At 51.4% G+C, this 22,140-nt stretch carries 19 protein-coding genes; 15 read left to right on the forward strand and 4 right to left on the reverse strand.

What is annotated here, in order from left to right; translation table 11 throughout:
• Window positions 1-39: 39 nt before the first annotated feature.
• Together glyS and glyQ are read right to left on the reverse strand one after the other, a co-directional pair.
• A complete protein-coding gene (gene glyS / locus UNDYM_RS05890) occupies window positions 40-2,124 on the reverse strand; it encodes a glycine--tRNA ligase subunit beta (RefSeq protein ID WP_162040217.1) in 2,085 nt (694 codons plus the stop codon).
• Window positions 2,125-2,196: 72 nt separating this feature from the next.
• The gene (gene glyQ / locus UNDYM_RS05895) at window positions 2,197-3,147 is read right to left on the reverse strand and encodes a glycine--tRNA ligase subunit alpha (RefSeq protein ID WP_162040218.1); all 951 of its coding nucleotides are present in this window, start codon (window positions 3,145-3,147) and stop codon (window positions 2,197-2,199) included.
• 352 nt (window positions 3,148-3,499) lie between these two features.
• Here glyQ and UNDYM_RS05900 point away from each other — a divergent pair, with 352 nt between their 5' ends.
• Window positions 3,500-5,983 (forward strand): GGDEF and EAL domain-containing protein, encoded by a 2,484-nt coding sequence (locus tag UNDYM_RS05900; RefSeq protein WP_162040219.1) that lies wholly within the window; start codon window positions 3,500-3,502, stop codon window positions 5,981-5,983.
• A gap of 4 nt (window positions 5,984-5,987) precedes the next feature.
• Entirely contained in the window at window positions 5,988-6,266 is a 279-nt protein-coding gene (locus UNDYM_RS05905; protein ID WP_162040220.1) for a hypothetical protein, read from the forward strand.
• Between the two features lie 5 nt (window positions 6,267-6,271).
• Here UNDYM_RS05905 and UNDYM_RS05910 read toward each other — a convergent pair whose 3' ends face one another.
• Window positions 6,272-7,279: an aldo/keto reductase gene (locus tag UNDYM_RS05910; RefSeq protein WP_162044475.1), complete on the reverse strand. Its 1,008-nt coding sequence runs from the start codon at window positions 7,277-7,279 to the stop codon at window positions 6,272-6,274.
• Between the two features lie 153 nt (window positions 7,280-7,432).
• On the opposite strand from UNDYM_RS05910, the gene UNDYM_RS05915 reads away from it, so the two are divergent.
• The 12 genes from UNDYM_RS05915 (at window position 7,433) to UNDYM_RS05970 (ending at window position 20,433) form a co-directional block, all read left to right on the forward strand.
• Window positions 7,433-8,344, forward strand: coding sequence for a LysR family transcriptional regulator (locus tag UNDYM_RS05915; RefSeq protein WP_162040221.1), 912 nt, complete (start codon window positions 7,433-7,435; stop codon window positions 8,342-8,344).
• Window positions 8,345-8,478: 134 nt separating this feature from the next.
• Window positions 8,479-9,060 carry a 3'-5' exonuclease gene (locus UNDYM_RS05920; protein ID WP_162040222.1) on the forward strand — a complete coding sequence of 194 codons (582 nt, stop codon included), beginning with the start codon at window positions 8,479-8,481 and terminating at the stop codon, window positions 9,058-9,060.
• An 85-nt stretch (window positions 9,061-9,145) separates the two neighbouring features.
• On the forward strand, window positions 9,146-9,910 hold the full coding sequence (locus tag UNDYM_RS05925; protein WP_232063743.1) for a hypothetical protein: 765 nt from the start codon (window positions 9,146-9,148) through the stop codon (window positions 9,908-9,910).
• A gap of 149 nt (window positions 9,911-10,059) precedes the next feature.
• Complete coding sequence (locus UNDYM_RS05930) at window positions 10,060-13,197, forward strand: prolyl oligopeptidase family serine peptidase (RefSeq protein ID WP_162040223.1); 3,138 nt, start codon at window positions 10,060-10,062, stop codon at window positions 13,195-13,197.
• A 611-nt stretch (window positions 13,198-13,808) separates the two neighbouring features.
• On the forward strand, window positions 13,809-14,660 hold the full coding sequence (locus UNDYM_RS05935; RefSeq protein WP_162040224.1) for a helix-turn-helix domain-containing protein: 852 nt from the start codon (window positions 13,809-13,811) through the stop codon (window positions 14,658-14,660).
• A gap of 47 nt (window positions 14,661-14,707) precedes the next feature.
• Window positions 14,708-15,910 carry an acyltransferase family protein gene (locus tag UNDYM_RS05940; RefSeq protein WP_162040225.1) on the forward strand — a complete coding sequence of 401 codons (1,203 nt, stop codon included), beginning with the start codon at window positions 14,708-14,710 and terminating at the stop codon, window positions 15,908-15,910.
• Window positions 15,911-16,074: 164 nt separating this feature from the next.
• Window positions 16,075-17,469 carry a dicarboxylate/amino acid:cation symporter gene (locus tag UNDYM_RS05945; protein ID WP_162040226.1) on the forward strand — a complete coding sequence of 465 codons (1,395 nt, stop codon included), beginning with the start codon at window positions 16,075-16,077 and terminating at the stop codon, window positions 17,467-17,469.
• A 36-nt stretch (window positions 17,470-17,505) separates the two neighbouring features.
• Window positions 17,506-17,955 carry a hypothetical protein gene (locus UNDYM_RS05950; RefSeq protein ID WP_162040227.1) on the forward strand — a complete coding sequence of 150 codons (450 nt, stop codon included), beginning with the start codon at window positions 17,506-17,508 and terminating at the stop codon, window positions 17,953-17,955.
• A 273-nt stretch (window positions 17,956-18,228) separates the two neighbouring features.
• The gene (locus UNDYM_RS05955) at window positions 18,229-18,852 is read left to right on the forward strand and encodes a hypothetical protein (RefSeq protein ID WP_162040228.1); all 624 of its coding nucleotides are present in this window, start codon (window positions 18,229-18,231) and stop codon (window positions 18,850-18,852) included.
• A 56-nt stretch (window positions 18,853-18,908) separates the two neighbouring features.
• Window positions 18,909-19,250 carry a helix-turn-helix transcriptional regulator gene (locus UNDYM_RS05960; RefSeq protein ID WP_162040229.1) on the forward strand — a complete coding sequence of 114 codons (342 nt, stop codon included), beginning with the start codon at window positions 18,909-18,911 and terminating at the stop codon, window positions 19,248-19,250.
• Entirely contained in the window at window positions 19,243-19,722 is a 480-nt protein-coding gene (locus tag UNDYM_RS05965; protein ID WP_162040230.1) for an SRPBCC family protein, read from the forward strand. The genes UNDYM_RS05960 and UNDYM_RS05965 overlap by 8 nt, the downstream gene beginning before the upstream one ends.
• 27 nt (window positions 19,723-19,749) lie before the next feature.
• The gene (locus tag UNDYM_RS05970; protein WP_162040231.1) at window positions 19,750-20,433 is read left to right on the forward strand and encodes an Asp/Glu/hydantoin racemase; all 684 of its coding nucleotides are present in this window, start codon (window positions 19,750-19,752) and stop codon (window positions 20,431-20,433) included.
• 49 nt (window positions 20,434-20,482) lie between these two features.
• Here the strand turns inward: UNDYM_RS05970 and UNDYM_RS05975 are convergent, their stop codons facing one another.
• The gene (locus UNDYM_RS05975) at window positions 20,483-21,256 is read right to left on the reverse strand and encodes a VOC family protein (RefSeq protein ID WP_162040232.1); all 774 of its coding nucleotides are present in this window, start codon (window positions 21,254-21,256) and stop codon (window positions 20,483-20,485) included.
• Window positions 21,257-21,506: 250 nt separating this feature from the next.
• On the opposite strand from UNDYM_RS05975, the gene UNDYM_RS05980 reads away from it, so the two are divergent.
• Window positions 21,507-22,133: a hypothetical protein gene (locus UNDYM_RS05980; RefSeq protein ID WP_162040233.1), complete on the forward strand. Its 627-nt coding sequence runs from the start codon at window positions 21,507-21,509 to the stop codon at window positions 22,131-22,133.
• Window positions 22,134-22,140: the final 7 nt, after the last annotated feature.

The following is a 22,140-nucleotide window of genomic DNA, read 5'->3' on the forward strand; positions in this document are numbered from 1 at the left end:
TGCAATCCTGGTTAGTGGTGCACTCTTATTTAACTTGCCTCAAGCTGCCAGCTTAGAAATGTCGGCAACCTGGTTCATCATGCCATGCAGGCTGGCCAGCAAGGCCAGGCGGTTATTCCGCAAGGACAGGTCTTCTGCATTCACCATGACATCATTGAAGAAGCTGTCGACCGCTGCACGCAGGGCTGCCAGGGTTTTCAAGGCACTGGTGAAGTCACCTTTGGCAAATGCCGCATCCACTTCCGGTTTGACATCAGCCATGGCCTTGGCCAGTGCCTGCTCTGCAGCTTCCTGCAACAATGCTGGCTGTACTGCGCCTGGCGTACCCTCGGCTTTTTTGAGGATATTGGTAATACGCTTGTTGGCAGCAGCCAGTGCTTCTGATTCTGGCAGGGCAGCAAAGGCTTGTACAGCTTGCAGGCGTTCAACGATGTTATCGAGCGTGTCTGGTTGCTGGGCAACCACAGCTTCGACTTCATTTTGTGAAAAGCCCTTGTCGCGCAACTGGCCGCGCAGACGGTCAAACAGGAAGTTCAGTACATCGGCAGTCGGGTCTGTGAAATTGGCATTACCAGCGAACAGTGCTACCGCTTGTGCCAGCAGGGTGTTCAGCGACAGCGGCAAGCGTTTTTCCACCAGCATGCGCAAGATGCCCAGGGCATGGCGGCGCAGCGCAAACGGGTCACGGTCACCGGTAGGTTGTAATCCTATACCCCAGATACCAACCAGGGTTTCCAGCTTGTCAGCCAGTGCTACCGCAGTACCTGTCAGCGTTGCAGGCAATGCATCACCTGCAAAACGTGGTTGATAATGTTCAGACGCGGCAGCGGCCACATCAGCGTGTTCGCCATCATGCTGGGCATAGTAAGTCCCCATGATGCCTTGCAATTCAGGGAATTCACCGACCATGTCAGTCAGCAGGTCAGTCTTGGCCAGCAGGGCGGCACGTTCGGTCAGCGCGACATCGCCACTCAGGCTGGCAGCAATCTGGCCTGCCAGGGTTTTAACGCGTTGCGTACGTTCTGCCTGGCTACCCAGTTTATTGTGATAGACCACATTTGCCAGCAAGGGCAGGCGTGACTCCAGGGTCTTTTTCTTGTCTTGCTCAAAGAAGAATTTTGCATCCGACAGGCGTGGGCGCACGACACGCTCATTACCCTGGATGATGTATTGCGGGTCGCTGGTTTCGAGGTTGGAGACGATCAAAAAGCGTGAACGCAATTTGCCAGATGCATCTGTCAGGGCAAAATATTTCTGATTCGTTTGCATGGTCAAAATCAGGCATTCTTGCGGTACAGCCAAAAACTCTTGTTCGAAATTGCATTCATACACTACCGGCCATTCGACCAGGGCCGTGACTTCATCGAGCAGGGATTCAGGCATCAACACCTGATCTGCACCTGCTTTTCCCAGCAAGGCGGCGCGTATCTGTTCTTTGCGCTCATTGAAGCTGGCAATGACCTTGCCTTCGGTTTTCAGGCTGGCGGCATAGTCTTCAGCCTTGGCAATACTGACTTCACCGGCGGACAGGAAACGGTGGCCTTTGGTAATGCGGTCACTATTCAAACCCAGCAAGGACAGTGGAACAATCTCAGCGCCGTGCAGGGCAATGATCTTGTGCACAGGGCGCACAAAATGCACAGTCTCGCCATCGGGACGCTGGTAGCTCATGACTTTAGGAATAGGCAGCTTGCCTATGGTTTCTTCCAGCGCAGTTTGCACTGCCGGCGCCAGCGCAGTACCAGCGGCTGTATAGCTGTAAAAGAAGCTCTCAGCCTTGCCATCCACTGCACGTTCGAGGTCACTGACCTGCAGGTCAGGGAAGCCCAGTGCTGCCAGCTTCTTGCCCAGCGGTGCTGTTGCATTACCAGCCGCATCCAGTGCCACGGATACCGGCAAGACTTTTTCACGCATCAGCTTGTCCGGGGATGTGGCGCGCACGCCAGTGATGCTGACAGCCAGGCGGCGTGGTGAGGCATAGCTGGTCGCGACAGATTCAGCTTCCAGAAAATCGCGTGACTTCAGACCAGCGACGATGCCTGCGCTAAATGCTTCACCCAGTTTGGCCAGGGCCTTGGGTGGCAGCTCTTCGGTAAATAATTCTACTAACAGTGTTTGGCTCATGTTTCTTATCCTACGTTCCGGCGCTGTGCCAGAATCTGTTTAATGATGTTCTTGTTGGCTATGCGTACTTGCTTATACAGAAGCAGCAACCGTAGCGGGAGCAGGCTTGTGCTTGTCATCCGCAGCGCACATGGGGAAGCCCAGTGCTTCACGCGATGCATAGTAAGCCGCAGCCACGGCACGCGAGAGATTGCGTATGCGGCCTATGTAGGCAGCACGCTCAGTCACAGAAATCGCGCCACGCGCATCCAGCAAGTTGAACGTATGCGCAGCCTTCAAGATCATTTCATAAGCAGGCAGGGCCAGGGATTTTTCTGTCACTTCCAGCAGGCGCTTCGCTTCTGCTTCATAGTTGGTAAACAGGGAGAACAGGAAATCAGTGTTCGAATATTCAAAGCTGAAGGTCGATTGCTCAACTTCATTTTGATGGAATACATCACCATACGACAGGCGCAGGGTCTTGCCGTTTTCTTCACGCTCAGTCCAGACCAGGTCATAGATATTGTCTACACCTTGCAGATACATGGCCAGACGTTCGAGGCCATAGGTGATTTCACCGAGGATAGGTTTGCAATCCAAACCACCAACTTGCTGGAAGTAAGTGAATTGCGTGACTTCCATACCATTCAGCCAGACTTCCCAGCCCAGGCCCCAGGCACCCAGGGTAGGGTTTTCCCAGTCATCTTCCACAAAACGTATGTCGTTTTGTTGCAAATCCAGACCCAGGGCTTTCAAAGAACCCAGGTAAAGGTCGAGGATATTTTCCGGTGCAGGCTTCAACACCACCTGATATTGGTAATAGTGTTGCAGGCGGTTAGGGTTTTCACCATAACGGCCATCCTTGGGGCGGCGTGATGGTTGTACATATGCCGCACGCCATGGCTCTGGCCCGATGGCGCGCAAGAAAGTGCCGGTATGCGAAGTACCCGCGCCCACTTCCATATCGTAAGGTTGCAGCAGGGCGCAGCCTTGCTTGTCCCAGTAATCTTGTAATGTCAGGATAATTTGTTGAAATGTGAGCATCGTGCTATCTGCCTTTGTCACTTCATTAAGAAGCGATGAATAAAGTTTGCCAAACCTTAGATTTTAACGGCTTTTGCGTAGGATAGGCGAATTTGCTTGATGTTGTTTTATTAATTTCATGGGGTAATTTACCTAAATACCCAAGACCTCTCACCACAGAGACACAGAGGCACAGAGAAAACCAGGAGGGTGCTTATTATTTTTGCAAATATTCGTTTTATATCAAGTGACGCAATTGCAGCATAAATAGGCTGCTTTGTGATGGCGGTTTTTGTTGCAATTGCCTGGGCTACGCGGTATAAAAATCCACCTGCCAATAAAAATAGCGAGTTTAACCGGAGACCGCAGAGCAATGGCTATCGTTGATCCTGATCTGACTTTGGATGCCGAGTCACACCGGCTGGAAGAGTGGTATCTCTTGTTGGGGGAGCTTTCCCATTGTTTGTGGTACACGGCAGAATTGCCTGAGATGTTGCGTGGCTTTTGTCGCATCCTGGTACAGCGTGCTGGCTATTTGTGCGCCGAGGTGGAACTGGACTTGGGTGACAAGTCAGAAGTTTACCGCTTTCGCGCAGACAGACAGGCTGGAAAAGAGACAAAATACCTGGTCCTTCCTTTGCAGCGTTATGGTGATGTGCTGGCGCAATTGCGCGTTGGCGCTGACTTTGATCTCAGTGAAAATGGTGATGCATGCAACATACTGAGTCGCTTCGCCAACGAACTGGCGCAGGCCATCCATGCCCTCAGCAGTACCCATGAACACCATGATCTGCAAGACAATATGGAAATGCTGGCACTGTCTGTGCAGCAAAGCCCGTTTGCGGTAGTCATTACCAATGCCGATGGTGAGCTCGAATATGGCAATGACAGCTTTTGCCGTATTTCTGGCTATGCACTGAACGAGGTGCTGGGCAAGCATGTGTTCTGGAATTCTGGCGACCCTGCTGATGAAAAAGTCATGCGCATCATCAAGGCGCTCAAGGTTGGCGAGCACTGGCAGGGAGATGTACTCAGCCATCGCAAGGATGGCACAGCATACTGGGAAAGACAGATGGTCAGCCCCCTATGCAATGCAAACGGCCATATCACCCATCTGGTCGCTGTCAAACAAGACATTACCGATAGCAAATTCCAGTTGAAGGAAGTCGAACAGGCCTTGCTCTTGCGTGAACAGGCTTTGGTATCCAGCAGTAATGGCATCATGATTACCCGCAGTGATGACAGTGATCATTCCATCGTCTATGTGAATCCTGCTTTCGAACGTATTACTGGCTATACAGCACAGGAAGTCATAGGCAGGGAAGGGCGCTTTTTGGTCAGGGAAGACCTGGCACAACCTGATCTGGAAGAAATTCGCAGTGCCTTGCGGGAAAAAAGAGCAGGCTGCGCACTGCTGCGCAATTACCGCAAGGATGGTACGCAATTCTGGAATGAATTGCATATCTCACCCGTCAAGGATGCGGTGGGTGCGGCTACCACACATTTTGTCAGCGTCATCAACGATGTCAGCGAGCGCGTCAATTACCAGAAAGAGCTGGAATACCAGGCCACGCATGACAGCCTGACCGGTCTCGCCAACCGTAATTTACTGAATGATCGCATTACTCAAGCCATCGCCTGGGCCAAGCGCCAGGATTTGTCGGTGGGTTTGATGTTGCTCGACCTTGATCATTTCAAACTCATCAATGATGCCTCCGGCCATGGGGCCGGGGATGAAATGTTGAAGCAGGTTGCCAACCGGCTCAGTCATTGCGTGCGTGAAACCGATACAGTGGCGCGCCTGGGTGGTGATGAATTCGTCGTCATCCTGACTGATTTGCCTGAGACTGGCGACGTTGATATCGTCGCAGAAAAAATCCTGGCGGCCTTGGCGCGCCCGTTTGAAATCAATAGCCATGACGTGTTTGTCACTGCCAGCATAGGTATTTCGCTCTACCCGCGTGATGGTGATCATGGCGAGATTTTGCTGCGCTATGCCGACATTGCCATGTACCGCGTCAAGGAACATGGGCGCAATAGCGTGCGCCAGTTTATTCCCGAGATGGGTGTTACTGCCATCAGCCGCCTGAATATGGAAGGCGCATTGCGCCGTGCGCTGGAAAGGCACGAACTGACCTTGCATTACCAGCCCAAGATAGAACTCGCTACTGGCCACATAGTCGGCGCAGAAGCACTGGTGCGCTGGCATCATCCGCAGATAGGCTTGATACACCCCATAGAATTCATCCCGCTGGCAGAGGAAACCGGGCTGATATTACCGTTAGGTGAATGGGTGCTGGCAGAGGCTTGCCGCCAGCAAGTCAGCTGGAAAAAATCCGGCATGGCAGATCTGAAAATCGCCGTCAACATGTCGCCACGTCAGTTCAGGCAAGAGGATTTGTCCGAGCGCGTTGCCGCTATTTTTGCCGAGACAGGTGCCGACCCATCGAATGTCACACTGGAGCTGACCGAGAGCATGGTTATGCAGGATGTCAACAGTACACTGGTCGCATTGCGCGCCTTGAAAAACCTGGGTTTGTCGATATCGCTCGATGATTTTGGTACAGGTTATTCCAGTCTTTCTTACTTGCGGCGCTTCCCCATTGATGAACTCAAGATAGATAAATCTTTCATCAATGATATCCATGAAAATCCTGACGATGCAGCGATTGCCAGCGCCATCATTGCCATGGCTTTGAGCCTGAGTCTGAGTGTGGTTGCAGAGGGAGTCGAAAAGAAAGAGCAGGCCGAGCTTTTACGCAAAATGGGATGCAGCCAGGTACAGGGTTATTATTTTGGCCGCCCCATGGATGCCGTCGGATTTGCCACCCGCTATCGCGAACATATCAATGAGTAATGTAATGAGTAAACCCATGAACAAGCTGATCTGGCGCACCGGCAAGGTAAGCGAAATTCCGGAATTACTGATGGCCGCAACAATGGAAAAATCAGCCGCCATCGGCGCTGCGACCGTCTATCATTTCAAGCATGATGGGCAGGAAAAACTCGCGATTTCCCTGCCCGACGGCCAGGCACTAATCATAGAACCGCTGCCCAGCGGACGACCACGCCGCCGCCGTGTTGATCCACTGAAAGCTGAGTTGCCAGATCAGTTTTCAGTTGTTCTCGATAAGAGCTAAATAGTTTAATGATTTGCTGCATGCTCACTATCGAGCAAAGCCATGGCATGGTCATTGTAGCGATTACCCGCTACTGCATCGCTGGGCACCGCAGTAGCTATTGCCTGTAAATCTGCCGCATCCAGCTTCACATCAAGAGCACCAAGTGCCTCTGTCAAACGGTCACGACGGCGTGCGCCCACCAGCGGAATGATATCTGCACCTTGCGCTAGTACCCAGGCAATTGCCGCCTGTGCCACGCTGATGCCCTTGCTGCTGGCGATGCTGCGCAAGGCTTCTACCAGGGCCAGGTTACGCTCCAGATTGCCATCCTGGAAACGTGGACTGACACTGCGGAAATCCCTGGCGCCAGTAGTGCGTTCCGGGCTCCAGTGACCGCTGAGCAAGCCACGTGACAGCACACCGTAGGCTGTGATGCCTATGCCCAGTTCGCGGCAGGCTGGCAAAATTTCAGCTTCTATGCCGCGTGAAAACAGTGAGTACTCTATCTGCAAATCACTGATGGCATGGACGGCTGCCGCACGACGCAGGCTGGCAGCACCTGCCTCAGACATACCGATGTGGCGTACATAACCGGCTTTCACCATGTCGGCAATCGCACCTATGGTGTCTTCGACGGGTACTTGCGGGTCTATGCGTGCCAGGCGGTAGACATCAATGTGATCAATACCCAGACGCTTCAGGCTATAAGCCAGGGCATTTTTGACGGCCGCGGGTCTGCCATCCATGCCTATCCAGTTGCCTGCTGGATCGCGCAGTGCGCCGAATTTGACGCTGATCTTGACCCTCTCGCGTGGCAGGTTTTGCAAGGCTTCCTGTATCAGTAATTCATTATGGCCCATGCCATAAAAATCGCCTGTATCAAGCAAGTCTATGCCCGCATCCAGTGCCGCATGGATAGTGGCGATGCTTTCACCACGGTCAGCCGGGCCATATAAGTCCGACATACCCATGCAGCCCAAACCCAGTGCTGAAACTGCCGGGCCTTGTTTGCCCAATTGACGTCTTGTCATTTTGTTCTGTGCCATGCTGAAACTCCTTTGTCATTATTGCCTCAGCGGGTTTGCTGAAGATGTAGCCATTGTAGTTAGTCAGTATTTTTAGATAAATACGTTAAAATTGCCTTTACTGTGCAAAAAATCTAAACAATGAGGGTAGGGGCGATCATGGACAAATTCCAGGCTATGCAAGTCTTTATCGCCGTGGTCGAGCAAAGCAGCTTCACCCGCGCTGCCGAGCAATTGCAAATGCCCAGGGCTAGTGTGACCCTGAGTATCAAGCAATTGGAAACCCATCTGGGTACGCGTCTCTTGCAAAGGACTACGCGCCAGGTGAACACCACGGCGGATGGCGATGCTTACTATCAGCGTTGCGTGCGCCTGCTGGCTGATCTGGAAGAAACTGAGTCCGCATTCAGCCACAGCCTGCTTAATCCGCGTGGCAAGCTCAGGATTAATTTGCAAGGCTCGCTGGGCAAATCTTTCGTGGTTCCGGCCCTGCCAGGTTTTAGTGCCAAATACCCTTTGATAGAGCTGGAAGTTGGTATGAGTGACCGCCTGGTTGATCTGGTACGGGAAGGCGTCGATTGCGTCTTGCGTGGTGGTGAGTTGCGCGATTCCAGCATGATCGCCAGACGGGTAGCATTGATGACGCAAATTACCTGTGCCAGCAGCGCTTACCTGCAAAAGCATGGCGTGCCCATTACGCTGGACGATTTGCCTGCCCATCTGGCCGTGAATTATTTCTCATCACAAACTGGTCGGAATATGGATTTTGAATTTGTCATCGGCGGTAAAACCCAGACATTGCCTTTGAAAGGACAACTGGCAGTCAATGATGTTGACGCCTATGTTGCAGGAGCAGAAGCGGGTTATGGCCTAATACAACTGCCGCGCTTCCACGTTGCTGCCCAACTGGCTGCTGGCAGCATGCAGGAAGTTTTACCGGAGCTGCGGCCACCACCCATGCCGGTATCGATACTCTACCCTCACCACCGGCAGTTATCGCCCAGGGTGAGGGTATTCGTAGAATGGCTGACTGAGCTGATGCAAAAGCATGCAGACAAATTCAAGGCCTAAATAATATTAAAAATATATCGTTTATCAGGCTGGCGGGTAGTTTGTGGCTTATTTTCACTGTTTTTGACCTCACACGAGCTAAGCTGGCAAGTCAACACCTGACATATTCACCCTGTTTCCCTTATCATGCTGTCATGACAGAAGATCAGGAAGTTCTCCTCCCCCCTTATCCTGGTATCCAGGAAAAAGACATACTGCTGGTACAGACGCCGGCAGACGCAGAGCAAGCCTATGCAGAGATGCTGACAGCCGATATTTTGGGTTTTGATACCGAATCCAAGCCAGTATTCTTTAAGGGCCAGCAATCTGATGGCCCGCATCTGATACAACTGGCTACCGACAACAAGGCTTATCTCTTCCCCACGATCAAGGCGCAAAATATCGATGCCGTGAAAGCCTTGCTGGAATCGAAAGACATACTCAAGGTTGGCTTTGGACTCAGCGATGACATGAAACGCCTGAAGATCAAACTCGGCATTGTGCCGCAGCATGTGCTTGATCTCGCACGCGCCATGCGTGAGAGCAAGCAACGCGACATGGGCGCAAAAGCGGCGGTCGCTAAATTCTTTGGCATGCAACTGCAAAAATCCAAAAAGACATCGACCTCCAACTGGGCTGCCCCAGCCTTGAATGACAGGCAAATCATGTATGCCGCCAATGATGCACAAGTGGCCTTGCTGGTCTATAGAAAGTGGCTGGCACTAAAGCAAGGATAAGCAAGGCTGAACTTTAAGACCTCCCAACGGTCAGATGGCTCACGATAGCTATATTGACAGGGGATGTATGCTGGCCAAAAAGAAAATGCTTTTACTGCTTGCGGGCATGTGTTTCAGTTTGCTTAGTTTGTTTACTCAGGCGGCACAGGCTGATGGCCTGGCGGATTTAAAAGCCGCCCTGGCACGCTTGCCAGGGCAAACACCAGTGAAAGCTGTCGTTGAAGCCAAAACCTGGAGTCGCCAGGGTGAAGGTAAAGACGCTGATGAACAAAATGGCCAGGCCAGTATCAGCCTTGATGACAGCCCGCGTGGCTTGCAAATTTTGTACAGCAAGGATTTATTGACGCGCCTCGAAACCGAAGAGCGCGCCAAGGAAAAAGACTCCAAAGCCAAAACCCCCACTATTGCTGCCATCAAGGAAGTCAATTCATCCGAATTGCGCCCCATGGTTTCTGCCGTCGGCAATCTTTCGCGGGTGCTTGAGAAAGCCATATTCAAAAGTGAAAAAGCCGACGCTAGCTACAATGGCAAGCCTGCACGCTTGCTGAGCTTTGAGATACCTGTTGAAAAGCTCAGCGAAAAAGACCGCAAATACGTTAAGAAATTCGAAGGCAGCCTGGAAGTCTGGATAGGCCAGGATGGCATCCCGCTGGCCAGCCGCATGCATCAGGCTATCTCAGGGCGTGCTTTCGTTGTGATCAGCTTTGAAACAAAAAATGAAGAAGAGCTGGTGTATAGCGTCAGCGGTGACAGGCTCGTCGTGACTAAAAAAGAAAGCAAGAACAGCGGTTCAGGTGCTGGTGAAAAAGGCGAGATGCGCGTGGTCAAAACCTTGCAGGTGCAATCTTGATATGTTTGGGCTTGCTGCAACGCAACACCGATAATTCATAATTGTTTTGTCGATTTATTTTGGTTTGACATTACAATGTCGTGATGTAAAGTTCGTCTCCCAGAAAGGTAATTCCAGTGTTTAGCACGCCTTATTCCTCTCCTTCTTCTGTGTCTTCTGTTTTTTCTTTTTCTTCCTTCGGCCACTACAATCAGCGTCATCTGCGTAAGCTGGCTGCTACTGCCTTGCTGGTATGTCTGGCCTACGGTGCCTATGTTCCTGCTGTCCATGCTGCCCCGGTATTAGCAGATGGTGCGGCAGCCGCAGTCATTCCGGTAAATGCAAAAAAAGTCATCAGCCATGATGTCTATGCAAACTGGCGCAGCATACAGGGCAGTGTCCTGAGCCGCGATGGCAACTGGGCAGCTTATGCCCTGGTAGGGCAAGAGTCAGATGGCGAGGTCGTGGTCAGGAATCTCAAAGATGGCCGCGAGTGGCGAGCACCACGCGGCACGACACCAGCCTTCAGTGCAGATGGTCGTTACCTGGCTTTTGCGATTGCGCCAACCAGGGTAGAACTGGACAAGGCCAAGAAAGAAAAAAAGAAGGGGGATGACTTGCCCAAGTCTGGCCTGGGCATCATGAACCTGGCGACGGGTAAAGTTGAAAACCTGGACAGGGTAAAACGTTTTGCCTGGCCAGAAGAAGGCGGCAATTTCCTGGCAGTTTTGTTCGATGCACCCAAGGAAGCAAAGAAAGAGGCGAAGAAAGACGCCGAGCCTGCTGCCAAGGACGATGAAGATCAGCAAGCCACTGCTGCCTCAGCCGCAGCAAAGAAAAAAGATACAGGCACAGAATTCTTGTTGATTGATGTGGCGAATGCCAAGCGCAGCAGCTTCAAGGACGTTGCTGATTTTACCTGGGCAAAAAATGGTGAATTGCTGGCTTTCAATATCATCACCAAAGAGGCTCAGAAAGACGCCCAAAAAGACACGCAAAAAGACACGCAAAAAGATACACATAAAGACGCTGCGCGCGAAGGCGTTTACCTGATTAGTCCGCAAGACCTGACACCACGCACCGTCATGGCAGGTGCAGGCAGTTACAAGCACATGAATTTTGATGAGGCAGGCCGCCAACTGGCTTTCGTCAGCAATCGCGATGATCTCGCAAAGAAAAATGCGGAAGCCGAAAAGTCTGGCAAGAAAAATGCCGACGCTGACAAGGGCGATAAGTCTGATAAGGCCGAGAAAGTCGAGAAAGTAGATAAGGCAGAAAAAGAAATTACAGCTTTCAACCTGTATTACTGGCGCGCCGGTGATAGCGAAGCCAAAGCGGTCGTTACAGCAAACACCGCTGGTATGCCAGCAGGCTGGTTGCCTAGCGAGCACGGTAGCCTGAGTTTTAGCAAGGATGGCCAGCGTCTGTTCTTTGGCACTGCAGAGTTGGCCAAGGCTGATCCCAAGGATGCACCAGAACCTTTCAAGGTTGATCTCTGGCACTGGAAAGACCCTGAGCTGCAATCCATGCAAAAGGTCAAGGCAGAGAAAGAAAAACAACGCAGCTATAAAGCAGTTTTTCATATCGCTGAGCAACGCTTTGTCCAGCTTGCCAACAAGAATATCCCGAATGTGCTGATCAATGATAACCCGCGTTTTGCCATGGGTGCCAGCGATGTGCCATACAAAATGCAGCAGTCATGGGATGCGCTGTATCACGATGCCTACGCGGTAGATTTGCAAACTGGCCAGGCCCGCTTGCTGGCGCAAAAACTGCGCTACGTACCCAGCCTGTCTCCTGGCGGCAAATATGTCATGGCCTTTGATGCCAACAGCAGTATCTGGTATTGCTGGTCAACTGCAGATGGCAACAAGATCAACCTGACCGGCAAAATCAAGGCGCGTTTTGAAGATGCCAAGCGCGATACGCCAGAAGTCAAGGACGCCTATGGTTTTGCAGGCTGGACAGAAGATGACGCCAGCGTCGTTTTGTATGATCAGTTCGATCTGTGGGAAGTCAATCCCCAGACACAGTCCAGCCGTAATGTGACTGCCGGCTATGGCCGCAAGCACAATCTGGAACTGCGTTATGTTCCCGTCGATACCGAGAAAAAGCCGCCCGCTGATGAACCATCACCAGTCGCTGAATCCAAGGCTTTGCCGACAGATTCATGGATACTCGCAGCCACCAATGAAGGCAATCGCTCTACCGGCTATTACCAGCAAAATCCAAAATCTGGTGAGCCGGTAAAACTGATACATGGCGATAAAATGTTTGCCGGCCTGATCAAGGCCAAGAAGGCCGATACGGTTTTGTTCACTCAGCAAAGCTTTACGGAATTCCCTGACTTGTGGACCAGTAACCTGGCTTTGCAAAACCCGCAAAAAATCAGTAATGCCAATCCCCAGCAAGCCCAATACAACTGGGGCAAGCAGGAAATGATTGAATACACCAGTCTCGACGGCAAGAAGCTCAAAGCCTTGCTGGCCAAGCCTGAGAATTTTGATCCGGCAAAAAAATACCCGATGATGGTCTACATCTATGAAAACATGTCAGACAATCTGCATCGCTATGTTGCACCTGCCCCTGCCCAGAACATTAATGTCACCCGTTACCTGAGTAATGGCTACATCGTGCTGCGCCCGGACATCGTCTATAAAACCGGCCACCCAGGCAAGAGCGCCTACAACGCTGTCGTACCGGCAGTACAAAAAGTGCTGGCACAAGGCTATGTCGATCCCAAACGCGTAGGCATACAAGGTCATAGCTGGGGCGCTTACCAGGTCAATTACCTGATCACGCAAACCAATATGTTCCGTGCGGTTGAAGCTGGTGCATCAATGGCGAACATGATCAGCGGTTACGGTGGCATACGCTGGGGCACAGGCATGAGTCGCGCCTTCCAGTATGAAAAACAGCAAAGCCGTATTGGTGGTGCACCCTGGAACAAGACGGCAGAGTACATAGAAAATTCACCGATATTCTATGTCGATAAAGTGCAGACGCCTTACCTGACTATCCACAACGATGATGATGATGCAGTGCCCTGGTATCAAGCCATAGAATTCTTCACTGCCTTGCGTCAGTTGGGTAAGGAGGCTTACTGGTTCAATTTCAATGGTGAAAAACATGGTCTCAAAGAACGTGACAACATGAAGTATTTCACGGTACACATGGCTGAGTTCTTTGATCATTACCTGCTGGGCAGCCCGCGTCCTGAATGGATGGATAAGCCTGTGCCTTATCTGGAACGGGGCAAGCGGGATGTGATGGGGCAGTTCAAGCCTGTGGGGGCGAAGGCTGAGTAATTTTTTGGGAGCCGCTTGCGACTCTTTGTTAGCTGCCAGCACTTCAATCATAAGATAAACGGCAATCATAAATTCGTCGCTCCAGCGCAGGCTCACGGCTGTTCGGAATAATTATCTTGACTCGTGCTGAGCGTTAAGTACGAACAGCGCCTCGGCGATTCTTCTGCGTCGGAGACTTAATTCTGCAATTGAATAATTTTTGCCAGCGATCATGCTTGAAACTCCTTCCCCTTCAAGGGGAAGGTTGGGATGGGGATGGGTTTCTGTAGCAAAATCATTTGCTGCCAATCGACCGAAACCCATCCCCACCCTAACCCTCCCCTTGAAAGGGAGGGAATTTACTCGTTATTGTTTGTTAAAGACATTATTCCGGAAAGCAGTGAGCGCAGGCTGGAGCTCAGTGGCGTTCGTCGCATACGGGAGTCCTTATTAAAGTGACTGCCCTTCATGCACCCAGCTGGTCCATCACTCGCAACGCAAACATGTCTTACGAACTGCTCTGAGCAAATTGCCAACAATGCCTAAACAAATCAAACACTGGCCCTCATAAAACTTCAAAAATGTCGTAAACGTCCAATACATCCATCACGTAAGCAGGTAGCATCCACTACATGCACAAGACTGACATTATTCTCAAAGCGCAAACGCATATCTGGCCAGCCAGTGGCCAGGCGGCTGAGCATGTGCTGATGTATATCGTACGGGATACCCGTGGCTGTCATCTGGAGGGGCCGGATCAACTTAATCGTTACCCTGCTACGCCATTCTGTTGCATCACCTGGATGCTGGAAGGTGAGGTGAGTCTGCTGCAGCAGGGAAAAATCAAGCGTGAGCAGCGCTTGCCGCAGATATTTGTGGCTGGTTGTCAGAGCCAGTATGGGGTGTCGATGAACCTCGGTGACAGGCACAGTTTCATGGCGGTGTTTTACTCTGATGCCTTTCATGCCTTGTTTGAACTGGACCTGACGACAGGGCAGGACAGATTTGTCGACGCGATGGAGGTATTGAATCCGTCAGGGCTGGCGTTGCTGCAGGCCGTTGCGCTGGCAGATACACATGCTGACCGGCGCTCGCTGATTGAAAGCCATGTTGCACACAACAGCAGCGCCCTGCTTTCCAGCCCCTGGTCACGTTTGCGCAAGATGGGACAGAATCTGAGTCTACGCCTGAGTTGCAGCCTGCTTGGTGTAGGCGCGCGCCAGTTACAAAGACGGGTCAGGAAGGAAGCTGGCCTGCCTTTGCTGGGTTTGTCGCGTTTATGGCGTGCCAAGCGCAGTCACAGCCAGGTCTTGAGTGACCTGGCGCAGGGGCAGACTCCAAACTGGGCGGAACATGCCAATGCCCTGGGTTATGCCGACCAATCCCACCTGATCCGCGACTGCAAGGAAGTATCAGGGCGCAGCCCACAGCAATTGCTCAACGATGTCAGAAAAAATGAAAGCGACTGGATTTACCGTCTATAAGCAAGACGCCAGCCAGAGCTGTCCCATGCTAAGCTTGAACTTACCCTATGAATACTGCTAACACTGATCAACGCCTGCATTCTCTTGATAATCTCCGGGCCATCATGATGTGGCTGGGCATAGTCGTGCATGTATCGGTGAACTATATGATCAATCCATCACCTACACCCTGGCGCGATAGCCAGACCAGTGTGCTGGCGGACTTATTGATCGTCTTCATCCATGCTTTTCGCATGCCTGTGTTTTTCATCCTGGCTGGATTTTTTGTTGCCATGTTGGTGGCAAAGCGTGGCATGGCAGCCATGCTGCGTCAGCGTGTACGCAAGCTGGTTTGGCCTTTCATGGTGTTCTGGCCTTTACTGCTGATTTTCATGAGTTTGCTGGTGGCAGTGTATGCGCATCTGAATGCTTTTGGGACTATGGGTGTGGATTTTGAGTTGATTCCGAAAGTACCTGGCAGACCGCAGGTGTCGCTACTGCATCTGTGGTTCATCTATTACCTGTTCCTGTATTGCCTGGTGTATGCGCTGCTGCTGCGCTGGTCGGTCTTTATTCCATTGGCGTTACAACATGGTTTTGCCAATACCTGGAAAATACTGTGCACTAACTGGTGGGGTATATTTCTTCTGACATTACCTTTGGCGTTGGCCGGGAGTTTTTACCGCAATGGCATGGTGACGCCGCTGGGTTCTTTCATGCCGCACCCGGCAGAATTCATCCATAGCGGCATGTTCTTTAGCTGCGGGATTTTCCTGTATCGCTTTCAGGCAGATTTGCTGCCCCGTTTTGAGCGCAGGTGCTGGTCATATCTTTGCGCTGGTTTGCCGGTCTTTGTCGTGTTCCTGGCGCTGGTCAAAAGTGGTGGCAATACAGAGTCTGCCAACCCAGGCATGCAGACCATCATGGCGTATTTATACAATAGCGTGAGCTGGCTCTGGAGCTTTGCCCTGATAGGCTTGTTCCTCCGGTACTTACTTGGTAAGAGTCGTTTGCTGTCTTATCTGGCAGACAGTTCTTACTGGGTTTATCTGGTGCACATGCTGGGGACGATAGGCTTTGGTATCTTGCTATATCACAGCCCTTTTGGCGCTGTTGGAAGAATGATGTGCAATATCGTGCTGACCAGCCTGTTTTGCCTGTTGAGCTACCATTTGCTGGTGCGCCGCGGCTTGATAGAGCGCTTCCTGAATGGGGGTGCGAGCAAAAAAGCCGTTGATGCTGGCTCGGTCAATCCAGGGATTTCTTGCTGAATTTTGCTAAATCGTAGGCATATTCGTAGACATATTCGCGGGCGTATTTCTCCTTATGCGCTGAGCTCATTGCAGGGATGAATTTCTGTATTTGCAAATAGCACAGTCTTTGGTGCATCATGGCAGGCATTAATCATCATGTCAGAAGCACAGGGAATTTGGATATGCAAACTTCAAATAACAAGGCGACTGTATCAGCATTGCCCGGCGGGCATGGCGCACGCTGGTGGAAGTCTTTCGGACCGCAGATAGTCATAGGTTTATTGGCCGGGGTAGTGGTGGGGCTGATAGCACGCAACATGGGTACCCAGGGTAACGAGGCTAACTGGCTGCAGGTTGCGCTTGGTGCAATTGGCAATGCTTATGTAGGCCTCTTGAAACTCATGATCCCGCCGCTGATATTGACGGCAGTGGTTAGCAGTATTGCCAATCTGCGCCGTTTGCAAAATGCAGCGCAACTGGCAACACAGACCTTGATCTGGTTTGCGATTACTGCCTTTATCGCGGTAGCTATAGGACTGACAATAGGCTTGCTGGCAAATCCCAGTGCGGGTGCGGTAGTCGATGTCGCCAAGGCCAGTGCACCGTCAAGAACAGGCTCATGGTGGGCTTTTCTGAATCAACTGTTACCGGGCAATATTCTGGGCATGACCGCCAGCAGCTCAGTCAAGCTGGTGGGTGAAAAGGCGGTGGCCACTACCCAACTGGGTTTCAATGTCTTGCAATTGCTGGTGATCTCGATTGCAGTGGGTATCGCTGCACTCAAGGTCGGTGAGCGTGCAGAACCGCTACTGCGTTTTACCGATGCAGTCGGCGCAGTGGTGCAAAAAATATTGTGGTGGATCATACGCCTGGCACCAATAGGTACATTGGCCCTGCTGGGTGACGCGGTTGCCAGTTATGGCTGGGATGCGCTGGGTTCACTCGCCAGTTTCAGCGCCTCAGTGTACGTGGGTTTGTTGCTGGTCTTGTTCGTGGTGTATCCATTGCTTGTCAAGTTGCATGGCTTGTCCGTGCGCCAGTATTTCACAGGCGTCTGGCCTGCAGTACAACTGGGATTTGTCTCACGCTCGTCCATGGGTACCATGCCCCTGACAGAGCGGGTGACCGAGCGTTATCTCGGTGTGCCGCGTGAATATGCTGCCTTTGCCGTGCCGCTGGGAGCAACCACCAAGATGGATGGCTGTGCCTCGATTTATCCGGCGATCTCGGCTATCTTTATCGCGCAATTCTATGGCCTGCATCTGGATGTCACGCAGTTAGCCTTGATTGCCCTGGTTTCTGTACTGGGCTCTACCGCGACTGCCGGTACCACCGGTGCCACTGTTATGCTGACACTGACTTTATCTACCGTGGGCCTGCCACTTGACGGTGTCGGCCTGTTGCTGGCTGTGGAACCTATCATTGATATGGGCCGCACTGCAGTCAATGTCGCTGGTCAGGCACTGGTGCCAACCATAGTCGCCAAGCGCCTGGGTCTGCTGAACCTGGAACTCTATAATGCAGAACGTACTGCAGAAGCGCTGGAAGCTGAGATTGTCGAACGTCAGGCAGCATAAGTCTGATAAGGCTGGCGGGCTGTTGAGTCTATCGCGATGAAGCGTATCAGCATCCTGGATGATAGCCCTTATTTAAATACCCCCGATTTGCCTTTGCAATTAGGCCCGTCTGCGGTAGTGGCTGGCGATATCAAAGCTGTTCTGCCAGCCAGCTTGCTGGAGTTTTATCAGGGTGCACCGGCCTGCCATTTGCTGGCCTGGAACGATACAGATAGCGCAACGATGGGTCTGATTAGATCAGGCAGCGTCATCGTCTTTGAACGCACCCGCCTGCTTGAATTGACGATTAATATTTTGCGGCGCGCCAAAGGGGCGGGCTGGATATCTTTCGAGGCTGTGCTCACAGATCAGGACAAACCTCTGGTGTTGCTTGAGTCAGTTACGTTTAATGAAGCTGGTCTGGCATGGCTGGAAGCGAGGACTGCCGTTTTCGAGGCCGTGTTTGGCGTCAAGTCAATATTGATTGAGCATGGTTATGATTGTTAAATTGTTTTAGAAGGTGATGGATTTGATATGTCATAGCCATAAGTTTCAATATGAAAATGACCAGTCTGAACCAGTCTTGCAACATGGCGACAAGTCCCTCTTGTAAGCCACTGAAAATTGTTAAATACTGGAGCAGGGAAGGCTCCATCACTGATAGTCACTAAGCAAGAACGCGAAATGCCTGTCCCGGTTTGAAAGCCCATCATCGTGCGCGCATTTCTATTCACTTTTTTCTGTAGTGCCTGTGTCTTTGCAAGCGCCCATGAACAGCCCGTGCAACGCGAGATATTACGCTTTTCTTCTTCGCTTAGCGAAGCCGGTGAGGCCTTCGCAGACAGCAAAATTTTATTGGAAAAACTGTGCAGGCAAAGCGGCCTGAGTTGCAGCCTGACTGCTTATCCACCTGGCCGTGCAGTAAAGATGCTGCAAGATAGTGAAACAGCGGGTGAGTTGCCGCGCTTTGAAGAATTCCAGAATCTGGCACCAGCGGCAAGCCGCGTCCCTACGGCTTTAGGTTATCTGAGTTTCAGTTTGCTGACGCATGACAAAAATATAGTCGTGAAATCCCTGGCTGACTTGAACAGACACAAAGTGTTTTATGTGCGCGGCAATGCGGCCATTGCCGCGCATAAGGAACTGGATCATCTGATCGCAGTAGGCTCAGAACATGATTGCGCCTATATGGTGCTAAGAAAAGTGGGAGACGCCTGCATCATGACCAAATCGCTGGCGTTGAAAATGCTGGAAGAAATCCAGGCCACTGCAGGCAGCTATTACCTGCAAGATTTATTTTTCAAGCCAGTTTATTTATACCTGTCACCCCGTTATCAATATCTGCAAGATATCTTCGATCAAAAACTCAGGAATATGCGGCCAGAAGAGAAAATCGCACAGTAGCGAAAATTCAATATAAAGGTATTTACCTAAGTATTGGTTTGCGCTATATTATCCGCATGTCAAACCAGCAAACTCAACTCGATCATCTGTTTTCTGCCCTCGGTGATGCAACACGGCGTGCAGTGCTGGCACGCCTGTGCCAGGGGCCGGCTGCAGTCAGCGAGCTGGCGCTGGAATTCGACATGGCCCTGCCTTCATTTACCCAGCATCTGCGGGTACTTGAGCATTCTGGTCTGGTAGTGTCTGAAAAAAATGGCAGGGTAAGGACATACCGACTTGCACCAGTGGGCCTGAAAGAAGCAGAGCAATGGCTGGCTTCGCAGCGCAGCGATTGGGAAAAGCGCTTTAACCAACTCGATGCTTACTTAAATAAGATAAAGGAGAACCGTGATGTCTGAAGCAATGACGGAAGAAGGTAAATTTGATCTGGTGCTGGAGCGTATAGTCGATATCCCGCCATCTTTGGTATGGGCTGCCTGGACTACGCCTGCCCATTTGCTGGAATGGTTCACGCCTGCTCCGTGGAAAACCGTGGATTGCGAGATAGACCTGAAAGCTGGCGGTATCTTCCGCACGGTCATGCGTTCGCCTGAAGGTGTCGATCACGACAATGCCGGTTGCTATCTCGAAGTCATCCCTGGCAAGAAACTTGTGTTCACCGATGCACTGGGTCCAGGTTTTCGTCCTACAGGCAACTCCTTCATGACTGCCATAATAACTTTCGAGCCGCATGAAACGGGAACCCGGTATAAAGCAGTCGTCTTGCATAAAAACGCAGAAGACAAGCAAAAACACATGGAAATGGGGTTCCATCAGGGCTGGGGCACTGCCCTCGACCAACTGGTTGCTCATATGAAAAAACTCAATTGACTGTGCAAATACCAGGCTAAGGATCGTATGCAGGCCCAGCTCGCTTTTTTACATACCTCACCGGTACATGTCGCGGGCTTTGATGCCCTGGTGCAGGAACTGGCTCCAGGGATTGAAGTACACCATCATGTTGATGAAAGCCTGCTTGCCGCTGCTCAGCAGTTTGGTGCAACAGATGCTGCCGTCATTCAAAAAGTGGAGGCAGCGATGCATGCGGCTTCCTTAAATCGTGCAGCAACCAAGGTGAGCATGGTGGTATGCACCTGTTCCAGCATAGGCGGGATTGCCGAACGCATGAATGGGCGTTCAGGTTTGCGGACGGCCAGGATAGACCGTGCCATGGCAGATCGCGCAGTCGCTTTGGGGCCGCGCATTTTGCTGGTCGCCGCGCTGGAAAGCACGCTTGATCCAACGACGGAGTTGCTGATGGAGTCGGCCAGGGCTGCAGGTAAAACGATAGAGATCATTACACTCTTGCCTGAGCAAGCATGGGCGTATTTCCTGCAAGGTGACAGGCAGGCTTATCTGCAGGCGATCAGTGATGCGGTCAGATCGGCATTGCTGGATAAAACTGCTGGCATTGATGTCGTGGTACTGGCACAGGCATCAATGGCAGCAGCGGCAGAAGAGTTAAGTGATCTGGGTATAGAAGTCTTGTCCAGCCCCCGGCTTGGTGTGGCACGCGCCATCAGTGCATTGACACATGCTTGACACATGCAAACCAGGGACTGTGACTGCTAATTTCTGGCAAATTTTCCTGCTAATTTTCTTCATAAATCGCAAACACGGCACCCTGAGGATCAGCCAGAACGGCAAAGCGGCCAGTATTTGGAATATCACTTGGTGGCACATAAGTCGCTGCACCCAGGGCCTGTGCTTTTGCGGCAGTTGCATCGCAATCTTCAACGCTGAAATAAGCGAGCCAGTGTGAAGGCGCCATGACACCATCTGGCAAAGCCATCATGCCGCCTATGGCAGTGCCATGTTGCTGCCATTCTGTATAAGTCATGGCGCCATCACTGCCTGTACTGGCACCCCAGCCAAACAAGGCCTTGTAATAGGCTTCTGCTTTCGCCGTATCACTGGTATTGAGCTGCCCCCAGCAAAAAGCGCCTGCCTCATTGTGTATGCCTACGCCGGTATTTTTACCCGGTTGCCAGATGTTATGGAAGGCGCCGGTAGGATCTTTTAATACTGCCATGCGGCCCAGGTCATACACATCAAATGCCGGGACCACGACTTCACCACCTAATTCTGCGCTGCGCTTTGCCGTGGCCTCTGCATCTGCAGTCGATACATAGATAGTCCAGTGCGGTGGCACGCCTGCCTGTTGTTCCGGGTCCAGGGTATAAGCTGCTGCGGCATCGTGGCCCTTGAGCTGGAAAATCGTGTAATAGCTTCCCGGCCCCATCTCATTGTCTTGATGTCCCCAGCCAAACAATTCGCCATAAAATGCTTTTGCAGCTTTTTGATCATTGGTGCCAAGTTCTACCCAGCAAAAGGCACCAGGTTCGTGTGAGCTTACGATACTCATGCTGATATCTCCTTCAGTTTTATTTCGGTTGGAAAGCAGTGTGCCAGGACAAGTGTAAGAGGGAGTGAAGATACATCAGTGCAGCTCAGGAATTATAAGCTGCCATACAAGAAATGAAATGAGAATTTGCATGGATGCAGTCAGCTTGTGCAGCTGTTAAAGCTTAATGTTATGCTATCGTATATTGTTTTTGTTGCGCACCTGCAATTTGCACGGGCATCAAAAGAAAATCCTTTGGCCTTCTCTATTCATGCAACTTAAAAAAAAGCTGTTTTCACTGTTCATCCTGACGACATTGACAGCCTGTCAGCCTGTCGAAAAAAACGTAGTCAGCCCGCTTTCCCAGCAAGACGCAATCCCTGCATTGAACAAGGAAAATGTAGGTGACTTCGAGAATTACAGCGTGCTCAGCACGCAGGATGAATGGAAGATCATCGCCTGGTCCGGCAAAGCGGTAAGCCAGCCCGGCAACAAGAGCAAGGCTGGAATCTCCAGCACGGTCAGCATACTAAAAAAAGAAAAGCAAGCCTGGCGGGTCGTTTCGCAAAAGCAGTTTGCCGATAGTTATAACCCCCGCCTGCAGTTGCATACCGAATTCACACTGGCAGGTAAACCAGTCTTCATCCTCAAGATACAGCAAGGTGCTGCCTATGAAGAGCTGCAGGTATATGGCCTGGCTCAGGGCGAATACAAGCTGCTGCAAACCCTGGTAGCCGGGGCATTTGAGTGGACTTATGATGCCGCCGGAAATAAGAAATCTTTATTGGCAGTATCTGCCACACCAGGCGAGCAAGCCGCAACTTATCAATGGAATGGTCAGCAGTTCATGCTGATTGATAAAGTTGATCGTAAAGATAATGATTATGTGACAGACTGAATTTCCT

It is taken from the genome of Undibacterium sp. YM2 (assembly GCF_009937975.1).
GTDB lineage: Bacteria > Pseudomonadota > Gammaproteobacteria > Burkholderiales > Burkholderiaceae_D > Undibacterium.

Bases quoted from the DNA above. Each gene is read 5' to 3' on its own strand.
- UNDYM_RS05925 (WP_232063743.1), top strand. From the start codon at position 9,146: ATGCTTTTACTGCTTGCGGGCATGTGTTTCAGTTTGCTTAGTTTGTTT.
- UNDYM_RS05975 (WP_162040232.1), bottom strand. From the start codon at position 21,256: ATGAGTATCGTAAGCTCACACGAACCTGGTGCCTTTTGCTGGGTAGAA.
- UNDYM_RS05920 (WP_162040222.1), top strand. From the start codon at position 8,479: ATGACAGAAGATCAGGAAGTTCTCCTCCCCCCTTATCCTGGTATCCAG.
- UNDYM_RS05910 (WP_162044475.1), bottom strand. From the start codon at position 7,279: ATGACAAGACGTCAATTGGGCAAACAAGGCCCGGCAGTTTCAGCACTG.
- UNDYM_RS05905 (WP_162040220.1), top strand. From the start codon at position 5,988: ATGAGTAAACCCATGAACAAGCTGATCTGGCGCACCGGCAAGGTAAGC.
- UNDYM_RS05915 (WP_162040221.1), top strand. From the start codon at position 7,433: ATGGACAAATTCCAGGCTATGCAAGTCTTTATCGCCGTGGTCGAGCAA.
- UNDYM_RS05970 (WP_162040231.1), top strand. From the start codon at position 19,750: ATGCAGGCCCAGCTCGCTTTTTTACATACCTCACCGGTACATGTCGCG.
- UNDYM_RS05960 (WP_162040229.1), top strand. From the start codon at position 18,909: ATGTCAAACCAGCAAACTCAACTCGATCATCTGTTTTCTGCCCTCGGT.
- UNDYM_RS05950 (WP_162040227.1), top strand. From the start codon at position 17,506: ATGAAGCGTATCAGCATCCTGGATGATAGCCCTTATTTAAATACCCCC.
- UNDYM_RS05980 (WP_162040233.1), top strand. From the start codon at position 21,507: ATGCAACTTAAAAAAAAGCTGTTTTCACTGTTCATCCTGACGACATTG.
- UNDYM_RS05935 (WP_162040224.1), top strand. From the start codon at position 13,809: ATGCACAAGACTGACATTATTCTCAAAGCGCAAACGCATATCTGGCCA.
- UNDYM_RS05900 (WP_162040219.1), top strand. From the start codon at position 3,500: ATGGCTATCGTTGATCCTGATCTGACTTTGGATGCCGAGTCACACCGG.
- glyS (WP_162040217.1), bottom strand. From the start codon at position 2,124: ATGAGCCAAACACTGTTAGTAGAATTATTTACCGAAGAGCTGCCACCC.
- UNDYM_RS05945 (WP_162040226.1), top strand. From the start codon at position 16,075: ATGCAAACTTCAAATAACAAGGCGACTGTATCAGCATTGCCCGGCGGG.
- UNDYM_RS05940 (WP_162040225.1), top strand. From the start codon at position 14,708: ATGAATACTGCTAACACTGATCAACGCCTGCATTCTCTTGATAATCTC.
- glyQ (WP_162040218.1), bottom strand. From the start codon at position 3,147: ATGCTCACATTTCAACAAATTATCCTGACATTACAAGATTACTGGGAC.
- UNDYM_RS05965 (WP_162040230.1), top strand. From the start codon at position 19,243: ATGTCTGAAGCAATGACGGAAGAAGGTAAATTTGATCTGGTGCTGGAG.